Genomic DNA, 24,497 nt, shown 5'->3' on the forward strand with positions numbered 1-24,497 from the left:
GACTATATCAATTTTATTGCCCAAAATACTAATTTAACCATACAAGATAGTAATAAAGTTGATAACAATCCCGTAAGCCATAGGACAATAAACCACTGCCATCTATTCAAACGGGAAGTCATTTTGAGGTATAAATTTTTAATACATAGGGTGATGCGAAGATTTGCCACGGAATATATAATAACAATAAAAAGTGTAACCAAGTATAACGGGCAAAAATATCCCTGCCCCGACTAATAGTAAAGATTGCGACTCTGGTGCTGCCGCTGCTTTTGCAAGCGTTACCTTATAAGGCACTATAAATGGCCATATACTTATAGCAAGCCCTAAATATCCTAATAAAAACAAAGAAATAGTATATATAAATGGAGCTACTTCTTTTTTATCTCTTACAGCTTTAATTAACCTAATAAATACTATAGAGGTTAAAATAGGAACAACAGATAAGTAGTAAATATTTGGTATACTAAACCAACGATGACGTATTTGATCATTCAAGAAAGGCACCCAAAGACTTACTAACCCCATAAAAAGTGCGACATAAAACAAAATATATAAGGTAGATTTATATGCCCAATCTTGCGTTTCTTTTTCGGTTTTCATGATCAGCCATGTACCACCTAAGAGAGCGTAACCAAATATCAAAGCTATTCCTGTCATCACTGAAAAAGGAGTCAGAAAATCAAATGCGTTCCCTACAAATTCCCGTCCCTCCACTTCTATACCTTGTACAAACGTACCAAGCATTAAACCTTGACAAAAAGCAGCAAGCATAGAACCAAAATGAAAAGCATAATCCCAAATATAACGATGTCCTATATGAGCTTTAAACCGAAATTCAAAAGCAACTCCGCGGAATATAAGACCGAGTAACATCAGGATAATAGGGATATACAAAGCCGGTAATAGCAAAGAATACGCAAGAGGGAAAGCAGCAAGCAAGCCGCCACCACCAAGCACTAACCAAGTTTCATTACCATCCCAAAAAGGAGCAATGGAATTAATCATCTTATGACGACAATCATCAGTTGGAGCAAACGGGAATAATATACCGATCCCTAAATCAAAGCCGTCTAACAAAACATATAAACAAATAGCAGTAGCTATAAGACCGCCCCAAACGAGCGGTAAATCTATATAAGCAGAGAAATCAAACATAAGATTTTTATTTTTAAAATAAGTTATTTATTTAGATATATCAATATAATGATGAGCCTTAGCAGAGTTAATAAATAAAAATTTACTATTTTTTTATAAAAAACTTCTTTACTTTTTCAATTTTTTATTAATATCTAAGCATTATTATATTTTAGGAATAAAGATGCCAAAAAAATGCACACAAATACTTGATGAGTTCTTGCAAGTAATACATCAAAATATAGTTGGAGAAGATAAAGCTATTATAGATATATTAAATACTTTAGGTATAGAGCAAGCTAATGATCTTATTAGTGCTGCTTTTTTAAAGCACTTTAAATTTATGCAGTTAGAACAGTGGCAAAGATACCCATTAAATATAGTTAGTACTGATATTATTGATGAACAAGGTGAAAATGTTATTCATAAATGTGTTAGATACGATAAAATTGATTTTCTAAAGCATATTCCATCTATTGGCTTTAATCTAGGAATACCAAACAAAGATGGAGATACCCCTCTTCATCTTGCTTATAAAAAATTAATATATGCTCAAAAGGCACCGTCAAGTTAAGTAAATTAGTGTCACAAAGTACTATATTTTTAGATTTCAGACAGCAAGAAGTCTTTGAGTAGCTTCATCCCAAATGGATTTAGCGGACGCAAATGCAATTCTTTGCTCAGATGCTGTTTTAGTATATCTTCCAACATTTACAGCAAATATATTTCTGACTTTTCCCATCAGTGATAATGTACATTGTGCTGAATTAGGATGCTTAAATTTAATCAGTATCTTCTCTTTTCTCCTAGTTGGCTGATGGGCATTCTCAATCCGATTATTTAGTCTTTTATCGGTACGATGCTTAGTCCTAGGACACATATACCTAACTGGTTTAATGTAGCTTTTTAGCTTATCAGTCACAATAACCCTTGGACATGGATAATTACCCAATAATCTTGATAAAAAGCGAATAGCTGATTTCTTGTTACGACGCTTCTGCAGTAATACTTCTAATTCATGTCCCTCAGAGTCAACAGCTCTCCATAATATGAATACTTCACCTTTGATCTTGATATTCATCTCATCCAAATGCCATTTATCAGTTGGCTTTCGCTCTCTCTTACTAATAACATCTTGAAAATAAACTACAAACTTATAACACCAAAACCTTACAGTCTTATGACTTAATATAATACCTCGATAAGCCATCTGCTCTTGAACATCTCGGTAACTATTATTAAAGCGATGATATAACCATACTGTATGGCTAATAATGCTTGCTGGAAAACGATGTCTATTCGGGGCTTGAGTAATATGCATAGCGGTAAAATCTAGGATAAATTGTTACTGCTATTCTATAAATCATTCCCTGTAATTGCTCAATACTTAATTTATACCTCCCTTAACTTGACGGTGCCCCCCAAAATTGTTTTCGTAAATGAGTAAATTCTTGCAATAAAATTCTTGAGCTAATGCCTTTTAAATACTGTACTAACTTGCTAAGAGATATTTGCGGCTTATATGAGATAAACATATGTACGTGATCACATGATATTTTCCCTGAAATTATATGTACTTCATGTTCCATACAAATCTGCCTCAGTAAATCTCTAGTCCTTTCCGATACTTTGCCTATCAATATTCTCTTCCTATATTTTGGTATCCATATAAGATGCACTTTTAAATCATACTGACTATGACTATTCTTTCTATAACTTCTCATATTTCTTGATATAAATTCATTGCTAAAGCAATTTCATTATATCTTCCCTTCGCCTAAAGGCGAGGGATTTTTGATCCCCGAAGGGGGACATTAATGAGAAATGTTTACAGAACCTAGTATGAGTATAAATAAAGCAGCAGAAAATTAGTTAGTAATTTACCAAGACGAGAACGGGGAAGTTAATATTGATGTACAATTATATAATGATACAGTTTGGTTAACCCAAAACCAATTAGCTAAACTTTTTGATAGAGATAGAACAGTTATCACAAAGCATATTAATAAAATTCTCATTGATAGAGAATTAGATAATACAGTATGTGCAAATTTTGCACATACTGCTTTAGATGATAAAATATATAATACCAAATATTATAATTTAGACATGATAATATCAGTAGGGTATCGAGTAAATTCTAAGAGAGGTATAGCTTTTAGAAAATGGGCTACTAACTTGCTTAAAGAATATCTGATTAAAGGCTATAATATTAATCAAGGTTTTGTTGCATGGATCGAAAAACGCGTTCGATGTCATTCCCGCGTAGGCGGGAATCCAGAAAAAATTTAAATAAATATAATTTTTGATTGTAAAAACTAATCGTATTTGTGTTTATTAATTACTTGATTCCAGCCTACGCGGGAATGACATAAGAGCCACGCAACAATGCCTAGCTAGGAATGACATAGCTCTACTAATTGCTGAAAGCAATCCTAAACAAAAAGAGCTAATGATAAACTTAATTGCTCCTTATGCAGATTTTTGCCCGCAAAGTACATAATTGGTATATGGAAGCATCGTTGTCAATTTTTTAATAACGAGAGTACACTTTTTTTAATTTATTTTACAGAATCAGAATGTTTTAATAATAAATTTCTAATATAAAGTGCATCACCCCATCCACATGTTGTAGAAACAGTATCAATTCTTAAAAACCCTTGATCGGCAAGAAATTTATCTAAATCCCATATATTTGTTCCATTTGTATACAGCTCAGCATAGTTAACTTCTGCTATTATATAATCAATCGTTTTTAAAGTGTTTACCGCTCCCTGCAAAGCTAATAATTCAGCTCCTTGAACATCTATTAAAATAACATTATATTTTTTTACATCATATTACGATTCCTGAAAATATGTATCTAATCGCTTTTGAGTTACCTCTATAGTTTCCTTAAACAAAACATCTGGATGAATAATTTTATGTAAATTTAACTCTAATAAAGAGCTAGACTGCCCATTATTAGTTCTATGAAATTTAGCAATTCCATTTTCATTTGTAACAGCAAAGTTTTCTGCTATACATGTAGTACCATTGGGCTTAACATTTTCTAATAATTTTTTGTATGTATCTGGATCAGCCTCAATCCACAATATATTTTCTATATTTAGAGTCTTATAAAAGTCTTTTTCACCACCATAAAATGCTCCAATATGGATTATACCATGTAAGTTAATACCAAATATATATTGAGCGGTTTTAAAAAGGTTATGAGGACTATTAGCATAAACACTACTACTTAGTATTATAGTTAATAATGCTACATATAATTTTTTCATAATTTAAATTTAACAATTTATTATTCCAGCACTGGTAATAATATAACTTATCAAGTAAAGAAATAAACAGTTTTTATGATTAATTTGTATAAGACATTATAATATGATATAATTTATTACATCTCGTCAGAAAAAGCAGAAAAGTTACTAAAATAAAAATATAGTCTATAACTTTGAATTACCGTCATATTTATCATGCAGGCAATTTTGCCGATATAGTTAAGCATCTAGTTTTAATTGCGATTTTAGAGCAGCTAAAAAACAAAGAAAAGCCTTTTGCCGTTTTAGATACTTTTGCAGGGCTTGGACTATACGATTTAGCTTCAGAAGCCGCTTCTAAAACTTTAGAATATAACAACGGAATTGGTAAATTATTACAAGCTCTAGATCATACTCCTAAATCATTAAAAATATTTCTGTCTGTAATAAATTCCGTGGGTCAGAATTTTTATCCTGGATCGCCTTTTATAATTAATAAATTATTACGACTTCAAGATCGTTTAATTGCTTGTGAACTCCATCCGACTGATTACCTTGATTTAAAAAAGCTATTACCAAATAATACACACTGCATTGACGCATATAATGCTATAAAAGCTTTTCTGCCTTTTAAAGAAAATAGAGGATTAATATTTCTTGATCCACCATTTGAAGTAAAAAATGAGTTTCAAAAACTAATTACTGCCTTGAGAAAAATCAAAGTTTCAGCTTTAAATAATTCTACTTTGATTTGGTATCCTATAAAGGATTTGTTACTAGTAAGTGATTTTTACCACAATTATAAAACTATCGGATTTAAAGAAACATTAATTATTGAATATGAACTTTTATCTAGTGATAAGAATATGGTAAAATGTGGATTGATGTTGATTAACCCGCCTAATATTAGACAGGAACTAGAAGAGTTAACAAAATATCTAAGCAATGCTTTAAATCTAAAATTTACTTATATTGACTTTTAATGTTTACCCGAAGAAATATTTTTTTACTAATTACCCTTTTTTTTCTTCAAAGCTGTAGTACTCTTGAATTCTCTAAGGATAAAACACTACTTTCTACTACCTCTTCTAAACTAGAAAAAAAATATAATATAAATCATGCAGAATTAGTAGTTTTATATAATCTTACAAATAAAAACAATAAATATTTATATGCTAAAAATTTAGGTGTCGTAATCAATGATCCTAAACAAAATAAAATTTTCTTGCAGAAATTCCATAACAAAAATCCTACTGAACTTAATAACGCTGCTGGTTTAAAAATATCTGCTATAAAAGAATTGGTTACGAAATTAAATTCAAAATATAAATTCCTTTCTAACGCCGAAACTAGTTATTTTGCTAAAAAAACCACTCACAGAAATAATATGTCTGAGTTAGCAAAACTTGATAGAATAATTTCTAAAATACCTCTCATGCTGCCAGAATACAAACCTAAAATCACTAGCCATTACGGCAATAGAATAAGCCCGCATAAAAAGAAACGGAAGAAAAAATGTTTTCATAATGGCATTGATTTACAAGCAAAAAAAGAAGCACCGATATATGCATCAGCAAGCGGAGTAGTAATTAAGACCGCTAGAGTACGTGATTACGGAAATTTCATTGAGATTAAACATTCACATAAATTTATCACTAAATATGCTCATTTAAAAGAAATACATGTTAAAGAGGGAACAAAAGTTACACTTGGTCAATTTATAGGCACTCAAGGAAAGACCGGTAATGCTACAGGTGAACATCTACATTTTGAAATTATATTAGATAATAAACCAATAAATCCGTTTGATTTTATATTTAACTGCCGTAAATCCTAATCTAAAATATTCATCTTTTTCATTTCATAATAAAATCCTATTGGCTTTTGATCGAAAAAATCCTAAACCTTTACATCTAAGGATTATAATTAGCAAAAATACTATGAAAAAATATATATCAATAATCATCATATTATTAATGAGCAATAATATATTTGCAAGGGAACAAATATCCAATCTTGTTACACCTGTTAGTTATTTTATAGATCATATATCACAACTAAAAAAGATTAAAAGTAACTTAATCAAATATAAACAATCTAGTTTGGTAGGTGTCAGTGGCATGGGAAAAACTCAGCTTGCTAGGATGTATGCTTATGATAATAAAGCAGATTATGATCTTATTTGGTTTATAGATTGCAACTTAGATATTGATCAACAATTGTTAAGGCACCGTCAAGTTAAGGGAGGTATAAATTAAGTATTGAGCAATTACAGGGAATGATTTATAGAATAGCAGTAACAATTTATCCTAGATTTTACCGCTATGCATATTACTCAAGCCCCGAATAGACATCGTTTTCCAGCAAGCATTATTAGCCATACAGTATGGTTATATCATCGCTTTAATATAATAATAGTTACCGAGATGTTCAAGAGCAGATGGCTTATCGAGGTATTATATTAAGTCATGAGACTGTAAGGTTTTGGTGTTATAAGTTTGTAGTTTATTTTCAAGATGTTATTAGTAAGAGAGAGCGAAAGCCAACTGATAAATGGCATTTGGATGAGATGAATATCAAGATCAAAGGTGAAGTATTCATATTATGGAGAGCTGTTGACTCTGAGGGACATGAATTAGAAGTATTACTGCAGAAGCGTCGTAACAAGAAATCAGCTATTCGCTTTTTATCAAGATTATTGGGTAATTATCCATGTCCAAGGGTTATTGTGACTGATAAGCTAAAAAGCTACATTAAACCAGTTAGGTATATGTGTCCTAGGACTAAGCATCGTACCGATAAAAGACTAAATAATCGGATTGAGAATGCCCATCAGCCAACTAGGAGAAAAGAAGATACTGATTAAATTTAAGCATCCTAATTCAGCACAATGTACATTATCACTGATGGGAAAAGTCAGAAATATATTTGCTGTAAATGTTGGAAGATATACTAAAACAGCATCTGAGCAAAGAATTGCATTTGCGTCCGCTAAATCCATTTGGGATGAAGCTACTCAAAGACTTCTTGCTGTCTGAAATCTAAAAATATAGTACTTTGTGACACTAATTTACTTAACTTGACGGTGCCCGCCTGAGGAATATCTCAATTCAATTTAGGTTTAATACACCATAAAGCTACTAGTGATATCACGGTTATATAAAACGCAATCGATATACTGCTATTTGTGATATGCCAGAGCATTAAACATGTGGAGGGGGTAAGCCGTCCGATTAGTGAAGAGCCGATGCTGCTGCCGATACCAACTAGCATATATTTATCGGCAGTTTTAAAGAGATCATTTAGCCAGCAATTTAATGGGGCAAGAAAGCTAACTCCGGCTAATATAATAAATATACGAACAAAATTAACATAACATATTGATGAGTTGTTTAAAAACCACCATAGAGGAATTAAGCTTAAAATCATTAATATAAGAGTGCCTCTTAATATTTTAAGATAATGAAATTTTTTCGTTAGATTCCCGATTACTGGAATCATAATCATATCAAAAATCAGAAATTCCGTATTAAACTTCATCATTGTTTCTAGAGAAATATCAGTAATTAGAGGAATAAAGCTATTCATAAAGACGAATGGCACTATATAAGTCATATATGAAAAACCTATGGCAAAGCTGATTCGTATGATATTTAGTTTGTTATTCCATATTGTAAGTAGGTCGTGATGTATTGTCAGTCCCGCGTAGGCGGGAATCCAGGAAAAAAATTTGTATTTTTTAATTACTGGATTCCCGCCTACGCGGGACTGACATAAAGAAGTAGTAGATGACAAAGGTGGGGAACTCTTCCTTAAAAAATAACCGACAAGTGCGGTAAGTCCACCAAATATAAAGCATACTCGCCAGTAATCATTATATTCAGTATTTAAAACTATAGTACTGATAAAGGATGCAAAAATAATCCCAACCATGGTAGAGGTGTTATAGAGATAAGAGGCTTTAAAGGCTTTTTTTTCTTCTTTATTCTCTAAAATAAATAACTTAGCAATAGCACATTCTCCTTCAGAATATATACCCTGCATAGTCCTAATTACGACTAATAATAGCGGTGCAAGCCAGCCTATTTGAGCATGCGAGGGTATTAAGCCTATCAAAGCAGTGGTTAAAGCAACGCCGATTAAAGAGTGGGATAATGCAAAAACCCCACCATATTTCTTAGCAATTACTCCAAAAAAGTAAGAGCCTATAGGACGAGTAAATAAGGAAGTAGTAAGAACGCTATAAGTTAAAATTAATGCTACTATTTTATCGTGATTCGAAAAAAAAATGCCAGCAAGCAGCGGAGCAAGAAACCCATAAAGTGCAGTATCAAAATGGTCTAACGCATTACCGATTAATATTGAGATGTCTCTTTTACTTAAGGAATTTTTCATTTTTTGTATTATTGTACACTTCTGATATACGAAGATCAACTTCAAAAAGAGCAAGGAATCCACAAGACGAGGAGCGGCAGCATTTACTTAATACGTGAGTACCGCAGTACTTGTAGGATGACGTAGCCAATTTTTGAAGTTCATCGAGTATATAATCTATAGCTAATAAGATACCATAGATGATAAACGACAAAGCTACCAACTACAGCAGAAATAGAAAATAGGAAATCACTACCATTAACTGTGCCATACGGAACGCTAGAAGATAAAGCACCAGCATAAATACCTACACTACACATAGAAAAGTATGAAAATAATGCTGTTCTAAATTCATATCCTTTAAATTTATCAATCAATATTAAAATATTGCAGATAAAAATCGATCCTAAGCAACTTCCGATCAATATAACATATAATATATTTAGGTTTTTGTTCCAACCATGTAGTGGTAATAAAATAAAGCATATGAGTAGGACTAAAGTTAATATGAAATTAGCTAAATATTTATTTGCTTTATTTATTAAATAACAAATAGGTATTATGGAAAAAAATATTCCTGTAAAAATATATTTCAATATTAGTGATAGATTAATTAATGCTAATTCTTTTTTTAACGCAAATGCTTCATAATACCAAAATATATCTAAGGTAACATAAGACACTACAAAGCCCGTTAATATCTGTAATTCCACATTTTTTATCAAAGATGAAAATTTTGAATCCAATTTCAAAGTGTGAATAGTGGGATTAGAATGCAGAAACTCAGTTAAAATATTGATACAGTATAATAAAGCACAAATTATTATGGTATTATTTGTTGGGTTAATGAATTGACTTATTAAGTTTATTATTAGATTTCCACATGCCCATAATAATATTACACAAGCTAAGAAAAAATATTTTTTTTCACTGGAAGTTTCAATAATCTCTAGTACTGTTGAAGTGAAATATGCAAATATTCCTGCGTTGATTATAATAAAGTTAATTTTAATGAAAGTAAAATCATCTAGTAAGACTAAGTTAATAGTACAAAGAATGAGCAATATTAAACTAGTAATAATAATTACTTTATTACTTAATTTATTGATTAGCTGGGTTAAAGCGAAAGCAGCAATTATTGAGCCTAGGAATTTAGTTTGATTGATATTATTTATCTCTTCTCCACCTAAACCTTTATTTATAAGTAAGAAAATTTTAGAAGTATAAAAATTTGTAGCATTAATACAAGAAAAAATAAATATTCCCAAAAGTGAAAATAAAATTGTCTTATAATCGTTTTTTAAAGTCATAAATTAAGTGTTTGCTAAACATACATACATGGTATATAACTCATAGTTAATAAGTTTACTGTATCAAGATACGATACAAAGGTTAAAACTATTTTAGATATACAGAGTTTAGTATAAATAGTTATTCTAAATAATTAAAGAGATTTGTAATTTCATTAAGATATTTATAGTTAATATTTTAGTATGATGAGCTTATATAGCATTAGATATATAAAATAAATATCTAATGTAGTTTTTATATATGATAAATAATTTAATGTAAGAAAAATAATAATATAATTCGCTACTTAATTTACCTATGGTTATGCACAGAGTTTAAAGAAAGATAGGTACTTATTTAAATAGATTAATACAAGATATGCTTAAGGTGTTATATTAATTATTTATTCTTCGAGTTAGTGAGCGAGATTAATGAATAAAAAGATAATAATTGATGCTAATTTCTCAAATGAAACAAGAGTGGTTTTATTGGGACAAAGCAATAATATAGAAGATATTGAATTTCAAACAACAAGAAAACAACAAAATAAAGGTAATATTTATTTAGCAAAAGTAACAAGAATAGAACCATCTTTACAAGCTGTGTTCATAGAATATGGTATGGATAAAAGCGGCTTTTTGCCTTTTAGCGAAATACATCCTAATTATTATAATTTACCTGCGTCAGAGAAGAATTTTCCAATTAATGCATTTCCTGAGATAGTACCGCCTAATATCATTCTTGATGATGAGGATGAGGTGCGGGCAGCTACTTCATATGACCCCTTAATCGATGGTGAAGAAATCGATCTAAAGGCTATAGAGGATTTAGTAGAGAGTAAATTTCAGTCAGAGCTTAATTTAGAAGCAGCAGATGATATTGAAATTATCCAAAGCGATAAGGAAGAAAATGTTCCACAATATAAGCAATATAAAGTACAAGACGTAATAAGAAAAAACCAAATATTATTAGTTCAAGTTACTAAAGAGGAGCGTGGAAATAAATGTGCAGCTTTCACTACTTATGTATCTTTAGCGGGTAAATATTGTGTCTTAATGCCTAATAAAGCAGCACAAAATGGTATATCTCGTAAAATATCAAATGGTGATGAAAGAAAAAGGCTTAAGAATATTTTAAATAAGGTAGTAAACGGCGATAAGAGTCCTTATAGCGTAATTATCAGGACAGCAGGTAGGGGTTGTAGTACTTTAGACCTGAAAAAAGATTATAGCTATTTATCAAGGTTATGGAATAAAATCCGTAAAAGTACTGTTAAATTTCCAGCTCCATGCTTTATTCACGAAGAAGACAGCATAATACGTAAAACTATACGTGATATGTGTGATCATAATGTTAAAGAGGTCATAATTCATGGGCAAGAAGCATATGAAGATGCGGCAAAATTTATGCAAGATTTGTTACCTTCAGAGATGACAAAACTTAAAGAGCATAAAAGTAAAACGCCTATATTTACTAAGTTTCAAGTAGAGGAACAGTTAATTAAGCTATACCAGCCTGTGGTAACTTTACCTTCAGGAGGATATATTGTTATTAATCCAACTGAAGCTCTTATTTCTATAGATGTGAATTCTGGTAGATCAACTTCGGAAAAAAATATTGAAGAAACAGCCTTAAAAACTAATTTAGAAGCAGCAAAAGAAATAGCAAGACAAGTTAAGCTTAGAGATTTATCAGGTCTTATAGTTGTTGATTTCATTGATATGGATGAGACAAAAAATCGTAAAATTATCGAGAGATCTTTTAAAGAATTCTTAAGTCGTGATCGTGCACGTATACAAACCGGCAATATTAGCCAGTTTGGATTGCTTGAATTTTCGAGGCAAAGATTACGCTCTTCTTTCCTAGAAACTAATTCTTTAATTTGTTCTCATTGTAATGGTAAAGGTGTCGTTAGAGCCGACGAGTCGAATGCTATGCTAATCTTGCGTACTATTGAAAATGAAATTTTCGAAGATAGAATTGATATAATAAATGTTTTTGCTAATGTTTCTTCAGTGATTTATCTACTTAATAATAAACGCCAAGAGATAAAATTTATTGAAGAGAAATATAATATAAGGCTAAATTTTTATTCTGATCCTAACGCTACATCTGATAGCTATTCAATCGAGAAAGTAAAATTATTAAAGAAAAATAGTAATAACCTCAATGCTGGTAAGCCAGTGATTCAAAATCATAGTGCTGATTATACCGAAGAAGAGCCTAAAAAAGAGCAGCTACGTAAAAACAAGCATAAATGGAAAACAGGCAATAATAATAATGTTGTTAGTGAAGAAAAGAAAAAAACGCCTGAAGTAAAAGAGGTAAAAGATCAGGTAGTAAGTCTTGTAAAGGAAGAAGTAGAGATTACGGATGATGGTGTAGTAGTAGAAGAGAAACCTCTACCAAAAAAGACAAAACGCAGATATCGTAATAAAAAATCGAATAAGAACCGCCCTACGGCTAATAAAGAGAGTTCTGTGGCAGAGGATAGCGGAGGCGGTGAGGGGTAATATACATCATTGCAAGGAAGCATTGCCTCCGCGGGAATGACATAAGTGATCCACGCAACAATGTCATACCACCTTGGCTATAGAAAATAAATATTTCAATGAAAACCGAACTACCTGAACGCTCTTTACATATTAGGGGCAGGCTAAATTTTATAGTGCAGCAGATTTTAGAACTTGCTCAAGATAAAATTGCTATGATTATTTTGTATGGCTCTTTTGCACGAGGTGATTGGGTACGTGATTTACCTAACGGCTATCATAGTGATACAGATATTTTAATAATATTGAAGAAAGGTAAGTATAAAGGTCATGCTACTTTAAATTTAGAAGATAATATATATAAAAGATTAATAAAGACAGGAGTAATAAAAGATCAGATTATCCCATACGAGTCAGAGATATCTATAATCCTCGAATCCATAGAAGAAATAAATAGACAGCTGGAAAAAGGACGCTATTTTTATACCGATATCAAAAAAGAAGGTATTCTTTTGTATGATAGTAGAGAGTATGTTTTAAGTGAAGCTAAAGATTTGCCTTGGAGTGAAATGAAAGAAATCGCTCAAGATTATTTTGAAGAGTGGTTTAGAGAAGGGTGCGGATTTCTAATAGATTGTAAATATCCATTTGAAAGAGGATAATTAAACAAAAGTGCTTTTTATCTTCATCAAGCTACCGAAAGTTTTTATAATACTATTTTATTAGTTTTTTCTAATTATAAACCAAAATTGCATGATATAAAAAAGTTAGGCAATAGAGCAAAAAATTATAGCAGTGAGTTATTACAAGTTTTTCCTATAGCAACTCCTGAGCAAAAAGAATGTTTTAAGCTGCTAAAAGAATCATATGTTAAAGCAAGATATGACAAAAATTATGATTGACTCTAAATCTCTATTGTTTTATGTTCTCAAATTTGTTTCTAGACTCTCACCTACGCAGGAATGACTTTGAAAGAGTCACAAAATGGCTATTAACTTGCTGTATAATGGTCGTGGCGATGATTATTGTAGGCGGGATAACAAGGCTTACGGATTCTGGTTTGTCGATAGTTGAGTGGCGTCCGGTAACGGGTATTTTGCCCCCTTTTAGTTATGATGCTTGGCAAGCTGAATTCGCTAAATATAAAGCATTTCCGGAATATAATGCAGTTAATTACGGGATGACTTTATCAGAGTTTAAATTCATCTATTTATTAGAGTTTGTGCATCGCCTGCTTGGTAGGGCTACAGGTTTGATATATGTATTACCTTTAATGTATTTTTATTTTAAAGGGATCATAAAAAATCGTGATGTATTATCCTATATAATTGTTTTGCTGTTATTCTGCATGCAAGGCTTTATGGGGTGGTATATGGTAAAAAGCGGTTTAGTTAACCACCCATCTGTTAGCCATTTTCGTTTAGCTTTTCATTTAATTATTGCTATAATTATTTATCATTTACTTTTTTATAAGCTAGTCAAAAATTGTTGTGATATTTTACTAATTCCATCACAAATAAATTTAAAATTACCGCTAATATTTTCTGTTGCTGCTATTGCTATAATATATGTACAGATTTTTTTAGGTGCTTTAGTGGCGGGGCTTGATGCAGGGCTAATATATAATAGCTTTCCATTGATGGGTGGCAATTTTATTCCTATAGAAATAAAAGATAATTTCATTAGCTTCAAAAATTGGTCTGATCCGGTTTTTGTCCAGTTTATACACCGTCTAGGTGCTTATAGTTTGTCTATAATCATCATAGCTTTGATTATTTCTTTGTTAAAAGTTAAAAATCCAAAATTGAATAAAGTAGCATTTTATTTGGCTATTGCTTTATTAATACAATTATCTACCGGCATAATTACTCTTTTATATTACGTTCCTATAATAGCAGCTTCTATGCATCAATTTTTTGCTATAGTGCTTTTATCTGTAGTAATTTGGTGCTATTCTCTAATAAAAAATTCTTAATGATCATCACTGTAAACAGCCCTATCGCCTTAAGGTTAGATAAATATTTAAGGCGTCTATATCCTCTTTTGACCCAAGGAGTGATAGAAAAAGCATTACGTCAAAAGCAAATAATCGTTAATTCTAAAAAAGCAGAAGCGAGTTTAAGAGTAGTGGAGGGTGATGAAATTTTTATTCATGATAAGTTTAATTTACCTATAGCTCAACCAACTGAACTAGTTTTTACTGATGCTGAAATTACATTAGCAAAGAAAATTACCACTGAATATTTAATATATGAGGATGATAATATAATAGCGATTAATAAACCTGCGGGTCTTGCAACGCAAGGCGGTAGTAAAATTAATTTATCGGTCGATTCTGCATTAAAATATTTAAACAGTCAAGGAGCTGATTTTAAGTTAGTACATAGATTAGATAAAGAAACAAGCGGTTTGCTTTTAATTGCTAAAAATTATGTAAGTAGCGTAAAACTTCATGATGCTTTTAAAGAAAAATTGGTTGAAAAGACCTATCTCGCTGTAACCTATGGAAAACCAATTAAAGAGCAAGGAGAGGTTAAAAGTAATATAGAAAAAACTAAAGGAAGTACTCTTAATATTACTGATATTTCAACGAATAATGGTAAACTTGCCATTACTTATTATAAATTACTTAAATCACTTACCAATAACTTGTTTTTGGTTGAATTTATTCCGATTACGGGTAGAATGCATCAATTAAGATTGCATGCTAAATTACTAGGTTGTCCAATATTTGGTGATAATAAATATGGCAATGACAAATTAATGCCGTATAGTAAATATATGTTTTTGCATGCTAGTAATATAGTATTGTCTAAAAAAATTTTTGGCAAAGAGGTTAATTTAGAAGCAAAATTGCCTTTTTATTTTAATAAAGTTTAAGTTTTAGTTGGTATAGAGTTAAAGTTATTATGTTCCGTAGTTATATTTTACTATTGGTGTTTTTAGTCATTAATAGTGTTGATAGTTTTGCAGATATTCAGCAAAGAATTAGTGAAGCAGAAAAAGAATATATAAGCAATAGGTTTGTAAATGCTGTTTTTATGTTTGCCGATGACTATAAGCAGCTATTAACCGGAGCTAAAGGAATTTTTGCTTTAAACGGGGAGCAGTTAAAAGCAAATGAAATGATGCCTATCGCTTCTGCTACAAAGCCTATAACTGCTGCAGGAATCTTAAGGTTACAAGAGCAAAAATTATTAAACGTCGATGATAAGATATATAAATATATTGATTTAGAAATGTGGCAAGGCAAAGTACCAGATTGGGCATATAAAATATCAATTCATAATTTATTAACTCATAGTAGTGGTATTGCTGAATATTTTAGTTTTGTGAAACTTGATTTAAATATGACTAGAAAAGATGCACGTAAAAAAATATTACAATATGTTGCGTCTAAGCCTTTAGAAGTACCTATAGGAAAAAAGTTTAAATATAGTAATACTAATTTTGTTATACTTGGTATGATTATTGAAAAAGTAACTAAAAAAGATTTATGTAATTTTTTTCAAGATGAATTTTTTAGACCATTAAATATGAAATCTACTAGTTTTGCTTCATATAGTGAAGTGGCTAGAATTCAAAGAAATGTGGTTAGTTCTAATTACCCAGTAAGATATTTTATAACGCCAAATAATAGTAATAAACCTATATTTACTCCTGCAACTGCTGATTTTGTAGCACTTCCTTGTGCTGATGGCGGGATTATATCAACTCCAAGCGACCTTATTAAATGGTATAGAGCATTAAATAGCGGTAAAATTCTTTCTACAAAGTCCTATAAGCTTATGACTACTAAGTATTTTCCTGCAAAAGAAATAGATGGGCGTAAAACTTACATGGGCTATGGTATCTATATTACTGACCTTGATTTTAAACATACAATGATTCATTTTTCTGGTAAAGCTTTAGGAGTGCAGAGTGAAATGGGATATATTTTGCCTAATAATCTTTATTTTGCTATACTAAGTAATACTATGGTAAAAATTCCTGAGGAAATGCAAGATAAAATTGATCTAAAAAATCCTCTAAACCAAATTGGAATAATTTATTTCAGGGACGCAATAGTAAATGCATCTATAAAAGATGATAAAACCTAAATGAAGATAGTTACGTGGAATATTAATTCGCTACGTTTACGTATTGATTTATTAAAAAGATTGGCATATGAACATCAGCCTGATATTATTTTATTGCAAGAGACAAAAGTAGATGATCCTTTATTTCCTCTTGAAGTAATTAAAAATATAGGCTATGAACATGTAATATATTCAGGGCAGGAATCATATAACGGCGTTGCTATTATTTCAAAACTTCCACTGCAAAATGTCTTTTCGCTTGAGCTATATAACGGCGATAAAAGGCATATAGCAGCTACTGTTAATAATATTGAGATACATAATTTTTATGTTCCTGCCGGTGGTGATATACCTGACATAGAGCTAAATTCGAAGTTTAAACATAAGCTAGAATATATAAGGTTGATGCAAGAATGGCTGATTAATAACCGCACCAGAGATGATAAGATTATAATTGCAGGTGATTTAAATATTGCACCACACCCGCATGATGTATGGTCTAGCAAGCAGCTAAAAAATGTTATTAGTCATACTGATATTGAGCGTTCTTTATTGGTAGAATTGCAAAACTCATTAGAGTTTATTGATAGTAGTAGGCATTTTGTGCCACTTGATGAAAAATTTTATACTTGGTGGAGTTATAGAAACGTAGATTGGAAAAAATCTAACAGAGGTAGACGGCTTGATCATATTTGGGTTAGTAATAATTTAAAAGATGAATTATTTTCTATACATTTATTGTCAGAAGCAAGAGATTGGACGCCACCTTCTGATCATGTGCCGTATTTTGTGACGTTAAGATGTCATCTAATTGCTTGATAGATTTTATATGTCATTCCCGCGGAGGCGGGAATCCAGTCAATTATATTGTCATCCCGTGACTTGATTACGGGATCTTGTGCCATAGAATGTGTCCTGAGATCCCGCGATCAAGTCGCGGGATGACAGAGGAAAAACTGATCTACGCAACAAAGCCACGCAGGAATAACATAAACGAGCTATGCAATAACATGACAATATACTAAAGGAGTAATTAGTGGATATTAAATTAGGAAAATATAAACCAGTAAAAGAAGAATATATAAAAAGCTTCAAAGATATGTTGTTGCTTAGGCGTTTTGAAGAAAAATGCGGGCAGTTATATGGTATGGGTGAAATAGGTGGTTTTTGTCATTTATATATCGGACAGGAAGCAGTAATTTCTGCTGTAGATATGGTTAAACAAAAAGAAGATAGTATGGTTACCAGCTATCGTGATCATGCTCATATTATTTTAGCAGGTACAGAGCCTAAATATGTACTTGCGGAACTTATGGGGCGTGCTACAGGCTGTTCAAAAGGTAAGGGTGGCTCGATGCATTTGTTTGACGTGCCGAATAAGTTTTATGGTGGACACGGCATAGTAGGGGCTCAAGTGCCGATAGGTACAGGGCTTGCTTTTGCTGAGAAATATAATGGTACAAACAATATTTGCTTTACTTTCTTAGGTGATGGTGCGGTTAATCAAGGTCAAGTGTATGAAGCCTTTAACATGGCCGCTTTATGGGGTTTACCGGTAGTTTATATTATCGAAAATAATGAGTATTCTATGGGTACTTCGGTTGCTCGTTCTACCTTTATGCGTGATCTTTATAAAAAAGGTGAGTCGTTTGGGATTAAAGGATTCCAGCTAAATGGCATGGATTTTGAGGAAATGTATAATGGTGCTAAACAAGCAGCGGAATATGTTAGAGAAAATAGTATGCCGCTAATATTAGAAGTAAAAACCTATCGCTATCGTGGGCATTCAATGTCCGATCCGGCAAAATATCGTAGTAAAGAAGAAGTAGAGACGTATAAAGAACGTGATCCTATTACTGAAATACGGAAGATAATATTAGAAAATAACTATGTAAGTGAAGCTGATTTAAAAGAAATAGAGCAATCAGTTAAAGAGATTATTAAGGAAGCTGTGGAATTTTCAGAAAACTCACCACTGCCCAATGAAGAAGAGCTTTATAGCAATATATATATTTAGGATGTGCGAGGTTTACTTGTATTGCTGTGTCATCCCGTGGCTTGGGAACTAGATCCAGCATAAAGCTTTAAATGTCATCCCGCGCACTTGTAGCGGGATCTTAGGACACAGTCCATAACAAAAGACCCCGAAGATACAAGCCACGGGGTGACATTAATGAGCCACGGGATGACACCAATGCTAAATATAAAGATTCAATTTAACTAAAAAGAAAGATGCAAATAACTGTACGGGAAGCATTGCGTGATGCGATGCAAGAAGAGATGATAAGAGACGACAAAGTTTTTGTCATGGGTGAAGAAGTCGCTGAGTATCAGGGAGCTTATAAAGTAACGCAAGGATTGCTTGAGCAGTTTGGTCCTAAAAGGGTAATCGATACACCAATAACGGAGTATGGTTTTGCTGGGCTTGCCGTTGGAGCAGCCTTTGCAGGTCTTCGCCCGATTGTTGAATTTATGACCTTTAACTTTGCTATGCAAGCAATGGATCATATAGTTAACTCAGCTGCTAAAACACATTATATGTCCGGCGGTCAGGTCAGATGTCCAATAGTATTTAGAGGTCCAAACGGAGCAGCAAGTAGAGTAGCAGCACAACATAGCCAGAACTACGCAGCTTGTTATGCTCATATACCTGGGCTCAAAGTAGTAGCTCCTTATAGTGCTGAAGATCATAAAGGGCTGATGATTACAGCTATTAGAGACGATAATCCGGTTATTTTCTTAGAAAATGAGATTTTATATGGTCACAGTTTCGATATTTCTGAAAATGTTGAGCCTATCCCTTTTGGTAAGGCAAAAATCTTAAAAGAGGGTGATAGCGTTACTATAGTGACATTCTCGATTCAGGTGAAACTTGCATTAGATGCTGCAAATATTTTACAAAGCGATAATATTAATTGCGAGGTCATTGATTTACGTACCATCAAACCGCTTGATATAGATACTATAATAGAGTCAGTAAAAAAAACCGGTCGTTTAGTTGTAGTTGAAGAAGGATGGTTTTTTGCCAGTATCGGTGCAACTATCGCAGCTATCGTTATGAAAGAAGCATTTGATTATTTAGATGCACCGGTAGAGATCGTAAGCGGTAAAGACGTCCCACTTCCTTATGCAGTAAATCTAGAAAAATTAGCTTTACCTAGTGAGGATGACGTAATAGAAGCCATTAAAAAAGTTTGTTATATATAATATAAAAATAAAGAGTCTATCATATATTTTGTGTAAGTTGTAAAGCAACAGAGAAAGAAATACTGTTAAAATACAACTAGAACAAAGGTAAAAAAAAGATATTAGTTATTGTTGCTATTATGCTTGTACTTATAAGTTATAATGCATATATAGACAAATCTGATTACATATACGCTAATCCGGTTTTTAGAACTTTTGATTTTATGTGCGGAATAGGTTTTTATTTTGCAAAAGAAAATTTTACCAAGGTTAAGTTTGCTGATTTTATAAATTTAATAATAATAGCTTTATTAGCTTTCATTTGTATAAATTGTGAAAGTCAGTATCAGTATATGAACGGACAGTTTATAATTACTCCTTTGCTTGGATTATGGATAGTAATAGTCTATCATTCTAAATCCAAGTTTTATAATAATAAAATTATGGAATATTTAGGAAAAATTAGTTATTCTTTTTATCTATGGCAATTTGTTGCGATGGAAGTCGGAAAGAAATTAATTCAGAATTATCCAGATATTAGCTTTCATTTTGTAGTTATAATAGCTTTTATTATCAATTTTATAATTTCTGTTGTGTCATATCATCTATTGGAAGAAAAAACTCGAAATTTTATAGTAAAAAATTTTCTTATAAAAAAAGCTTGTTAAATCTTTCTAAAAATAATCAAAAAATTATACTCGTTTTATGGTTTGGTAACTAGAACCAATAGCGAATTAACTATAAATTATGTCCGCTTAAAACAATCTCTACTCCATCTTCATCTATAGATGCATTATTTTATTAGAAAATGCAATAAGTGATTTATTTAACTCATTATATGAGGTAGTAGTTGTTGTTTTGCTTGTAGAGTTTAGATCGTTATCTAATCTCTTATTTTCAATAGATGAATATAAATTATGATGTGAGTCATTACTGATAGTTTTATGTTTCTTTGTATTATTATATTCAATACTATTTGTTTTACGCTTGTGTCCAGGAGTGCTAGATCTCTAAATGAGGAAGTTTCATTTATATCTCTAGGTAAGGTTATACGAGGTAGTAAAGGCTTAAAGTTATTAATAGGTGTATTTATATCAGGTAAAATTGGTACTGAAGGCTTATGATGCATAAAATGATTAAAAGTTGCAACATTATAGTTAAAATCTATAACAGGCTTAAAAATATACTCTAAATTAATCAGTACCCCCATAAATTGCGATGATATTTCGTCCTTATTTTTAAAATTAACTATATTTAAAAGAGTATTTTTAGCCTTTGTAAAAGTTGAATAATTTTGAGCGGCACCGTCAAGTTAAGGGAGGTATAAATTAAGTATTGAGCAATTACAGGGAATGATTTATAGAATAGCAGTAACAATTTATCCTAGATTTTACCGCTATGCATATTACTCAAGCCCCGAATAGACATCGTTTTCCAGCAAGCATTATTAGCCATACAGTATGGTTATATCATCGCTTTAATAATAGTTACCGAGATGTTCAAGAGCAGATGGCTTATCGAGGTATTATATTAAGTCATGAGACTGTAAGGTTTTGGTGTTATAAGTTTGTAGTTTATTTTCAAGATGTTATTAGTAAGAGAGAGCGAAAGCCAACTGATAAATGGCATTTGGATGAGATGAATATCAAGATCAAAGGTGAAGTATTCATATTATGGAGAGCTGTTGACTCTGAGGGACATGAATTAGAAGTATTACTGCAGAAGCGTCGTAACAAGAAATCAGCTATTCGCTTTTTATCAAGATTATTGGGTAATTATCCATGTCCAAGGGTTATTGTGACTGATAAGCTAAAAAGCTACATTAAACCAGTTAGGTATATGTGTCCTAGGACTAAGCATCGTACCGATAAAAGACTAAATAATCGGATTGAGAATGCCCATCAGCCAACTAGGAGAAAAGAGAAGATACTGATTAAATTTAAGCATCCTAATTCAGCACAATGTACATTATCACTGATGGGAAAAGTCAGAAATATATTTGCTGTAAATGTTGGAAGATATACTAAAACAGCATCTGAGCAAAGAATTGCATTTGCGTCCGCTAAATCCATTTGGGATGAAGCTACTCAAAGACTTCTTGCTGTCTGAAATATAAAAATATAGTACTTTGTGACACTAATTTACTTAACTTGACGGTGCCAAATTAGTGCTTTTGAGGAAAAAGAATCTAAAATGCTTGTAGAAAATATTTTAGAAAGTAATAATCCAGAATCGATAGAATTTTTAGCCCAAGAATTTAAAGGTTATCCAATTCTTATGGTTCAAGGATCGCAAATATTGAATCAGGTACAAGGTTTAAGTTTAAACGAATATAAGAAAAAAATACAAGAGGCTGATGATAAAATTGAGCTAAATATTGAACTTGCTATCAATGAATTAAGCCCTTCTGCTCGAAAATTACTAAATGAAATAGCCTTAATTAACAATCAAAGTTTTTCAAAAGAATTTCTAATTTCTATCACCTCGGATAAAGATCATTTAGATGATGACATTTATAATATTTCCAAATTTGCTTTAATCACTAATATTGAGCCAAATGAAGATAATCCAACATTTGAAATGCATGATGTTATAGTTGAAAAAATATTACAGATTAATGAAAATGATAATAAAGAAAATCTCAATCAACTTATCACCAATCTTTTAAATACTATCCCTAAAAGTTTAATAAAAGGAAATGTTTTTAGAAAAAATAAAACTGTGTTGGACAATATTGAAATAATTACCCAAAATGCAGAAAATTATAATATTTCAATATATAAAATTTTAGGGTTAAAACTAAATCTGTTAATACAATATGTTACTGCATGCGATATAACCAGAGCAAAAATATTAGTTGACTGGTTTGATAAAAACGAAAAAGAAAATAATTTTAAATTATTGATGATGGATAATGACGAGAAAGGAGCTTATGCTACTTATCTAGGACGCATAGGGTCGTATTATTTAAACCGATTAGAAGCGAGAGAAGCAATTGAATATGATGTAAAAGCTAGAAAAATATTTGAAGATGTTAAAGGATATGAAACCTCAAAAAGTAATATAATTTTTGGTTTAGCTATATCTAATATTCAACTAGGGAATCTAAAGGAAGCAGAAGAAAATATCAAAATAATGCAAAATATGTTTAATCAAAAGCTAATAGATAAAACAGATGCTGCAACGTTAGATTATGCAAAATCTAGATTATTTGATACTCAGGGTAAATATGATGAAGCATTAGAACAAATTGATACTACGATAAATGCTTGTATTAGTAATGGTATGAAGCCTCAGGATTCCTTTCTTACTGGCTTATACTTAATTAAAGTGGATATATTAAACAGCCTTAAAAAGTATAAAGAAGCTCTTCCTTTACTAGAGGAAGTATATAAGATGAAGAAATCTAAAGAAAAAGAAGAATATCAAATATATGGACGTATTTATACTCAAATGTCTATAGTAAAGCTAGGACTTGGAAATACTAACGAAGCTTTAGAATATGCTAAAAAAGCTGTGGAAGCTTTCCTCAAAGATCCAAATAGATCAAATAAAGATGTTGCTGCTTCACCTGATATATTTTTAGCTTTGGCATTTGTTGCCGAAGCGGATGCATTAACTAGCCTCAATAAATATCAGGAAGCAGTTACGGCTTATACTACTGCAGAAAATATATATTGGAATAACTACCGAGAAAATATGAAAAATATAGAGAAAATAAGTATTATGTACTTAAACGCAGCTAAAGCAAGTTGTCATGTACCTCTCAAATCTTTTTATAAAAATTTCCGTGATCATCATATAGAAAAATTTGGGGAACAGCATCCAAGAAGTATAGAAATACTAAAGCTAAATTGCCATTAAATGAGGGTGTCAGGAAGTTTGTGTAAGTTGTAAAAATAGTTAAGAATAAAAATAACATAAACAACTTACATGGAGCTAATATGAAGAACAATAACAAAGTATCAAATCCAGCTATAGAAAAATTAGTATCAGAAATACTATCACAAAGTGATCCATCTGAAATATTTGGTAAAGAAGGGATATTTCAGGGAACTAAACAACCCTCAGCTATAAGCTGAGGGGTTATAAAGTGGAATCGATTAGAAATCGATCATCATTCACAGGTTCACCTTCCTGTTCATCAATATAGTGCTGTATCATTTCATCAGTTATATTACCTGAACTGACTGCCATATAGCCCCTATCCCACAAATGATTGCCCCAAAATTGTTTTCGTAAATGAGTAAATTCTTGCAATAAAATTCTTGAGCTAATGCCTTTTAAATACTGTACTAACTTGCTAAGAGATATTTGCGGCTTATATGAGATAAACATATGTACGTGATCACATGATATTTTCCCTGAAATTATATGTACTTCATGTTCCATACAAATCTGCCTCAGTAAATCTCTAGTCCTTTCCGATACTTTGCCTATCAATATTCTCTTCCTATATTTTGGTATCCATATAAGATGCACTTTTAAATCATACTGACTATGACTATTCTTTCTATAACTTCTCATATTTCTTGATATAAATTCATTGCTAAAGCAATTTCATTATATCTTCCCTTCGCCTAAAGGCGAGGGATTTTTGATCCCCGAAGGGGGACATTAAAAAAGCCTCGTCATTGCGAGGAAAAACTATAAGTTTTGACGAAGCAATCTCATCATTA

General features: G+C 31.4%; 30 protein-coding genes. 21 read left to right on the plus strand and 9 right to left on the minus strand.

The features are described 5' to 3' along the window. Nucleotides 1–138 precede the first annotated feature (138 nt). Nucleotides 139–1,158 carry a cytochrome d ubiquinol oxidase subunit II gene (gene cydB, locus BA173_RS02735; protein ID WP_016947812.1) on the minus strand — a complete coding sequence of 340 codons (1,020 nt, stop codon included), beginning with the start codon at nucleotides 1,156–1,158 and terminating at the stop codon, nucleotides 139–141. 163 nt (nucleotides 1,159–1,321) lie between these two features. Between cydB and BA173_RS02740 the strand changes: the two genes are divergently transcribed. Continuing rightward, on the plus strand, nucleotides 1,322–1,711 hold the full coding sequence (locus tag BA173_RS02740) for a hypothetical protein (protein ID WP_232505966.1): 390 nt from the start codon (nucleotides 1,322–1,324) through the stop codon (nucleotides 1,709–1,711). 36 nt (nucleotides 1,712–1,747) lie between these two features. Here the strand turns inward: BA173_RS02740 and BA173_RS02745 are convergent, their stop codons facing one another. Together BA173_RS02745 and tnpA (BA173_RS02750) are read right to left on the minus strand one after the other, a co-directional pair. After that, a complete protein-coding gene (locus BA173_RS02745) occupies nucleotides 1,748–2,458 on the minus strand; it encodes an IS6 family transposase (RefSeq protein ID WP_095568275.1) in 711 nt (236 codons plus the stop codon). Nucleotides 2,459–2,540: 82 nt separating this feature from the next. After that, a complete protein-coding gene (gene tnpA, locus BA173_RS02750) occupies nucleotides 2,541–2,861 on the minus strand; it encodes an IS200/IS605 family transposase (protein ID WP_232505960.1) in 321 nt (106 codons plus the stop codon). A gap of 292 nt (nucleotides 2,862–3,153) precedes the next feature. Here tnpA (BA173_RS02750) and rhuM point away from each other — a divergent pair, with 292 nt between their 5' ends. Continuing rightward, complete coding sequence (rhuM, locus tag BA173_RS08370; protein WP_410528022.1) at nucleotides 3,154–3,429, plus strand: RhuM family protein; 276 nt, start codon at nucleotides 3,154–3,156, stop codon at nucleotides 3,427–3,429. Nucleotides 3,430–3,698: 269 nt separating this feature from the next. Here the strand turns inward: rhuM and BA173_RS08375 are convergent, their stop codons facing one another. Beyond that, complete coding sequence (locus BA173_RS08375; protein WP_323754858.1) at nucleotides 3,699–3,953, minus strand: FkbM family methyltransferase; 255 nt, start codon at nucleotides 3,951–3,953, stop codon at nucleotides 3,699–3,701. 24 nt (nucleotides 3,954–3,977) lie between these two features. Continuing rightward, nucleotides 3,978–4,418, minus strand: coding sequence for an FkbM family methyltransferase (locus BA173_RS08380; protein ID WP_016948400.1), 441 nt, complete (start codon nucleotides 4,416–4,418; stop codon nucleotides 3,978–3,980). A 173-nt stretch (nucleotides 4,419–4,591) separates the two neighbouring features. Here BA173_RS08380 and BA173_RS02765 point away from each other — a divergent pair, with 173 nt between their 5' ends. The 6 genes from BA173_RS02765 (at nucleotide 4,592) to BA173_RS08170 (ending at nucleotide 7,435) form a co-directional block, all read left to right on the plus strand. Next, nucleotides 4,592–5,380, plus strand: a complete 789-nt coding sequence (locus tag BA173_RS02765) for a 23S rRNA (adenine(2030)-N(6))-methyltransferase RlmJ (protein WP_016948401.1) — start codon at nucleotides 4,592–4,594, stop codon at nucleotides 5,378–5,380. Further along, on the plus strand, nucleotides 5,380–6,234 hold the full coding sequence (locus tag BA173_RS02770) for a M23 family metallopeptidase (RefSeq protein ID WP_016948402.1): 855 nt from the start codon (nucleotides 5,380–5,382) through the stop codon (nucleotides 6,232–6,234). The genes BA173_RS02765 and BA173_RS02770 overlap by 1 nt, the downstream gene beginning before the upstream one ends. Before the next feature lie 103 nt (nucleotides 6,235–6,337). Beyond that, entirely contained in the window at nucleotides 6,338–6,655 is a 318-nt protein-coding gene (locus tag BA173_RS02775) for a hypothetical protein (protein ID WP_232505967.1), read from the plus strand. A gap of 66 nt (nucleotides 6,656–6,721) precedes the next feature. Continuing rightward, complete coding sequence (locus BA173_RS08160; RefSeq protein ID WP_198387190.1) at nucleotides 6,722–6,862, plus strand: hypothetical protein; 141 nt, start codon at nucleotides 6,722–6,724, stop codon at nucleotides 6,860–6,862. Further along, the gene (locus BA173_RS08165; protein WP_198387191.1) at nucleotides 6,838–7,263 is read left to right on the plus strand and encodes an IS6 family transposase; all 426 of its coding nucleotides are present in this window, start codon (nucleotides 6,838–6,840) and stop codon (nucleotides 7,261–7,263) included. Before BA173_RS08160 ends, BA173_RS08165 begins: the two co-directional genes overlap by 25 nt. Next, nucleotides 7,223–7,435 (plus strand): transposase, encoded by a 213-nt coding sequence (locus tag BA173_RS08170; RefSeq protein WP_198387192.1) that lies wholly within the window; start codon nucleotides 7,223–7,225, stop codon nucleotides 7,433–7,435. The genes BA173_RS08165 and BA173_RS08170 overlap by 41 nt, the downstream gene beginning before the upstream one ends. Nucleotides 7,436–7,502: 67 nt before the next feature. Here the strand turns inward: BA173_RS08170 and BA173_RS02785 are convergent, their stop codons facing one another. Together BA173_RS02785 and BA173_RS02790 are read right to left on the minus strand one after the other, a co-directional pair. Further along, on the minus strand, nucleotides 7,503–8,792 hold the full coding sequence (locus tag BA173_RS02785; RefSeq protein WP_068041434.1) for an MFS transporter: 1,290 nt from the start codon (nucleotides 8,790–8,792) through the stop codon (nucleotides 7,503–7,505). Nucleotides 8,793–8,932: 140 nt separating this feature from the next. Then, nucleotides 8,933–10,081, minus strand: a complete 1,149-nt coding sequence (locus BA173_RS02790) for an MFS transporter (protein ID WP_016948404.1) — start codon at nucleotides 10,079–10,081, stop codon at nucleotides 8,933–8,935. 411 nt (nucleotides 10,082–10,492) lie between these two features. On the opposite strand from BA173_RS02790, the gene BA173_RS02795 reads away from it, so the two are divergent. The 10 genes from BA173_RS02795 to BA173_RS02835 all read left to right on the plus strand — a co-directional run bounded on the left by BA173_RS02795 (nucleotide 10,493) and on the right by BA173_RS02835 (nucleotide 20,486). Continuing rightward, nucleotides 10,493–12,574 (plus strand): ribonuclease E/G, encoded by a 2,082-nt coding sequence (locus BA173_RS02795; RefSeq protein ID WP_016948405.1) that lies wholly within the window; start codon nucleotides 10,493–10,495, stop codon nucleotides 12,572–12,574. Nucleotides 12,575–12,672: 98 nt separating this feature from the next. Beyond that, the gene (locus BA173_RS08385) at nucleotides 12,673–13,215 is read left to right on the plus strand and encodes a nucleotidyltransferase domain-containing protein (RefSeq protein ID WP_016948406.1); all 543 of its coding nucleotides are present in this window, start codon (nucleotides 12,673–12,675) and stop codon (nucleotides 13,213–13,215) included. Between the two features lie 54 nt (nucleotides 13,216–13,269). After that, nucleotides 13,270–13,455, plus strand: a complete 186-nt coding sequence (locus BA173_RS08390) for a hypothetical protein (protein WP_232505982.1) — start codon at nucleotides 13,270–13,272, stop codon at nucleotides 13,453–13,455. A gap of 20 nt (nucleotides 13,456–13,475) precedes the next feature. Then, entirely contained in the window at nucleotides 13,476–14,528 is a 1,053-nt protein-coding gene (locus BA173_RS02805) for a COX15/CtaA family protein (protein ID WP_068041436.1), read from the plus strand. Continuing rightward, nucleotides 14,528–15,433: an RluA family pseudouridine synthase gene (locus tag BA173_RS02810; RefSeq protein WP_068041446.1), complete on the plus strand. Its 906-nt coding sequence runs from the start codon at nucleotides 14,528–14,530 to the stop codon at nucleotides 15,431–15,433. The genes BA173_RS02805 and BA173_RS02810 overlap by 1 nt, the downstream gene beginning before the upstream one ends. 29 nt (nucleotides 15,434–15,462) lie before the next feature. Beyond that, nucleotides 15,463–16,653, plus strand: a complete 1,191-nt coding sequence (locus tag BA173_RS02815; protein WP_016948410.1) for a serine hydrolase domain-containing protein — start codon at nucleotides 15,463–15,465, stop codon at nucleotides 16,651–16,653. Next, the gene (gene xth / locus BA173_RS02820) at nucleotides 16,654–17,451 is read left to right on the plus strand and encodes an exodeoxyribonuclease III (protein WP_016948411.1); all 798 of its coding nucleotides are present in this window, start codon (nucleotides 16,654–16,656) and stop codon (nucleotides 17,449–17,451) included. Nucleotides 17,452–17,668: 217 nt separating this feature from the next. Then, complete coding sequence (gene pdhA, locus BA173_RS02825) at nucleotides 17,669–18,649, plus strand: pyruvate dehydrogenase (acetyl-transferring) E1 component subunit alpha (RefSeq protein ID WP_068041439.1); 981 nt, start codon at nucleotides 17,669–17,671, stop codon at nucleotides 18,647–18,649. Between the two features lie 215 nt (nucleotides 18,650–18,864). Beyond that, nucleotides 18,865–19,839, plus strand: coding sequence for a pyruvate dehydrogenase complex E1 component subunit beta (locus BA173_RS02830; RefSeq protein ID WP_016947827.1), 975 nt, complete (start codon nucleotides 18,865–18,867; stop codon nucleotides 19,837–19,839). A gap of 107 nt (nucleotides 19,840–19,946) precedes the next feature. Next, nucleotides 19,947–20,486, plus strand: coding sequence for an acyltransferase family protein (locus tag BA173_RS02835; protein WP_257008635.1), 540 nt, complete (start codon nucleotides 19,947–19,949; stop codon nucleotides 20,484–20,486). A 586-nt stretch (nucleotides 20,487–21,072) separates the two neighbouring features. On the opposite strand, the gene BA173_RS08795 is transcribed toward BA173_RS02835, so the two are convergent. Then, a complete protein-coding gene (locus tag BA173_RS08795) occupies nucleotides 21,073–21,195 on the minus strand; it encodes a hypothetical protein (protein ID WP_257789554.1) in 123 nt (40 codons plus the stop codon). Between the two features lie 21 nt (nucleotides 21,196–21,216). On the opposite strand from BA173_RS08795, the gene BA173_RS02845 reads away from it, so the two are divergent. The 3 genes from BA173_RS02845 (at nucleotide 21,217) to BA173_RS08175 (ending at nucleotide 23,900) form a co-directional block, all read left to right on the plus strand. Continuing rightward, nucleotides 21,217–21,927 carry an IS6 family transposase gene (locus BA173_RS02845; protein WP_095568243.1) on the plus strand — a complete coding sequence of 237 codons (711 nt, stop codon included), beginning with the start codon at nucleotides 21,217–21,219 and terminating at the stop codon, nucleotides 21,925–21,927. Nucleotides 21,928–22,011: 84 nt separating this feature from the next. Then, a complete protein-coding gene (locus tag BA173_RS08395) occupies nucleotides 22,012–23,682 on the plus strand; it encodes a tetratricopeptide repeat protein (protein WP_232505968.1) in 1,671 nt (556 codons plus the stop codon). Between the two features lie 80 nt (nucleotides 23,683–23,762). After that, entirely contained in the window at nucleotides 23,763–23,900 is a 138-nt protein-coding gene (locus BA173_RS08175; RefSeq protein WP_198387184.1) for a hypothetical protein, read from the plus strand. 4 nt (nucleotides 23,901–23,904) lie between these two features. Here the strand turns inward: BA173_RS08175 and tnpA (BA173_RS02865) are convergent, their stop codons facing one another. Further along, nucleotides 23,905–24,345 (minus strand): IS200/IS605 family transposase, encoded by a 441-nt coding sequence (tnpA, locus tag BA173_RS02865; RefSeq protein ID WP_095568276.1) that lies wholly within the window; start codon nucleotides 24,343–24,345, stop codon nucleotides 23,905–23,907. Between the last annotated feature and the right edge of the window lie 152 nt (nucleotides 24,346–24,497).

Origin of the sequence: Rickettsia sp. MEAM1 (Bemisia tabaci), assembly GCF_002285905.1 — a bacterium.
Taxonomy (GTDB): Bacteria; Pseudomonadota; Alphaproteobacteria; order Rickettsiales; family Rickettsiaceae; genus Rickettsia.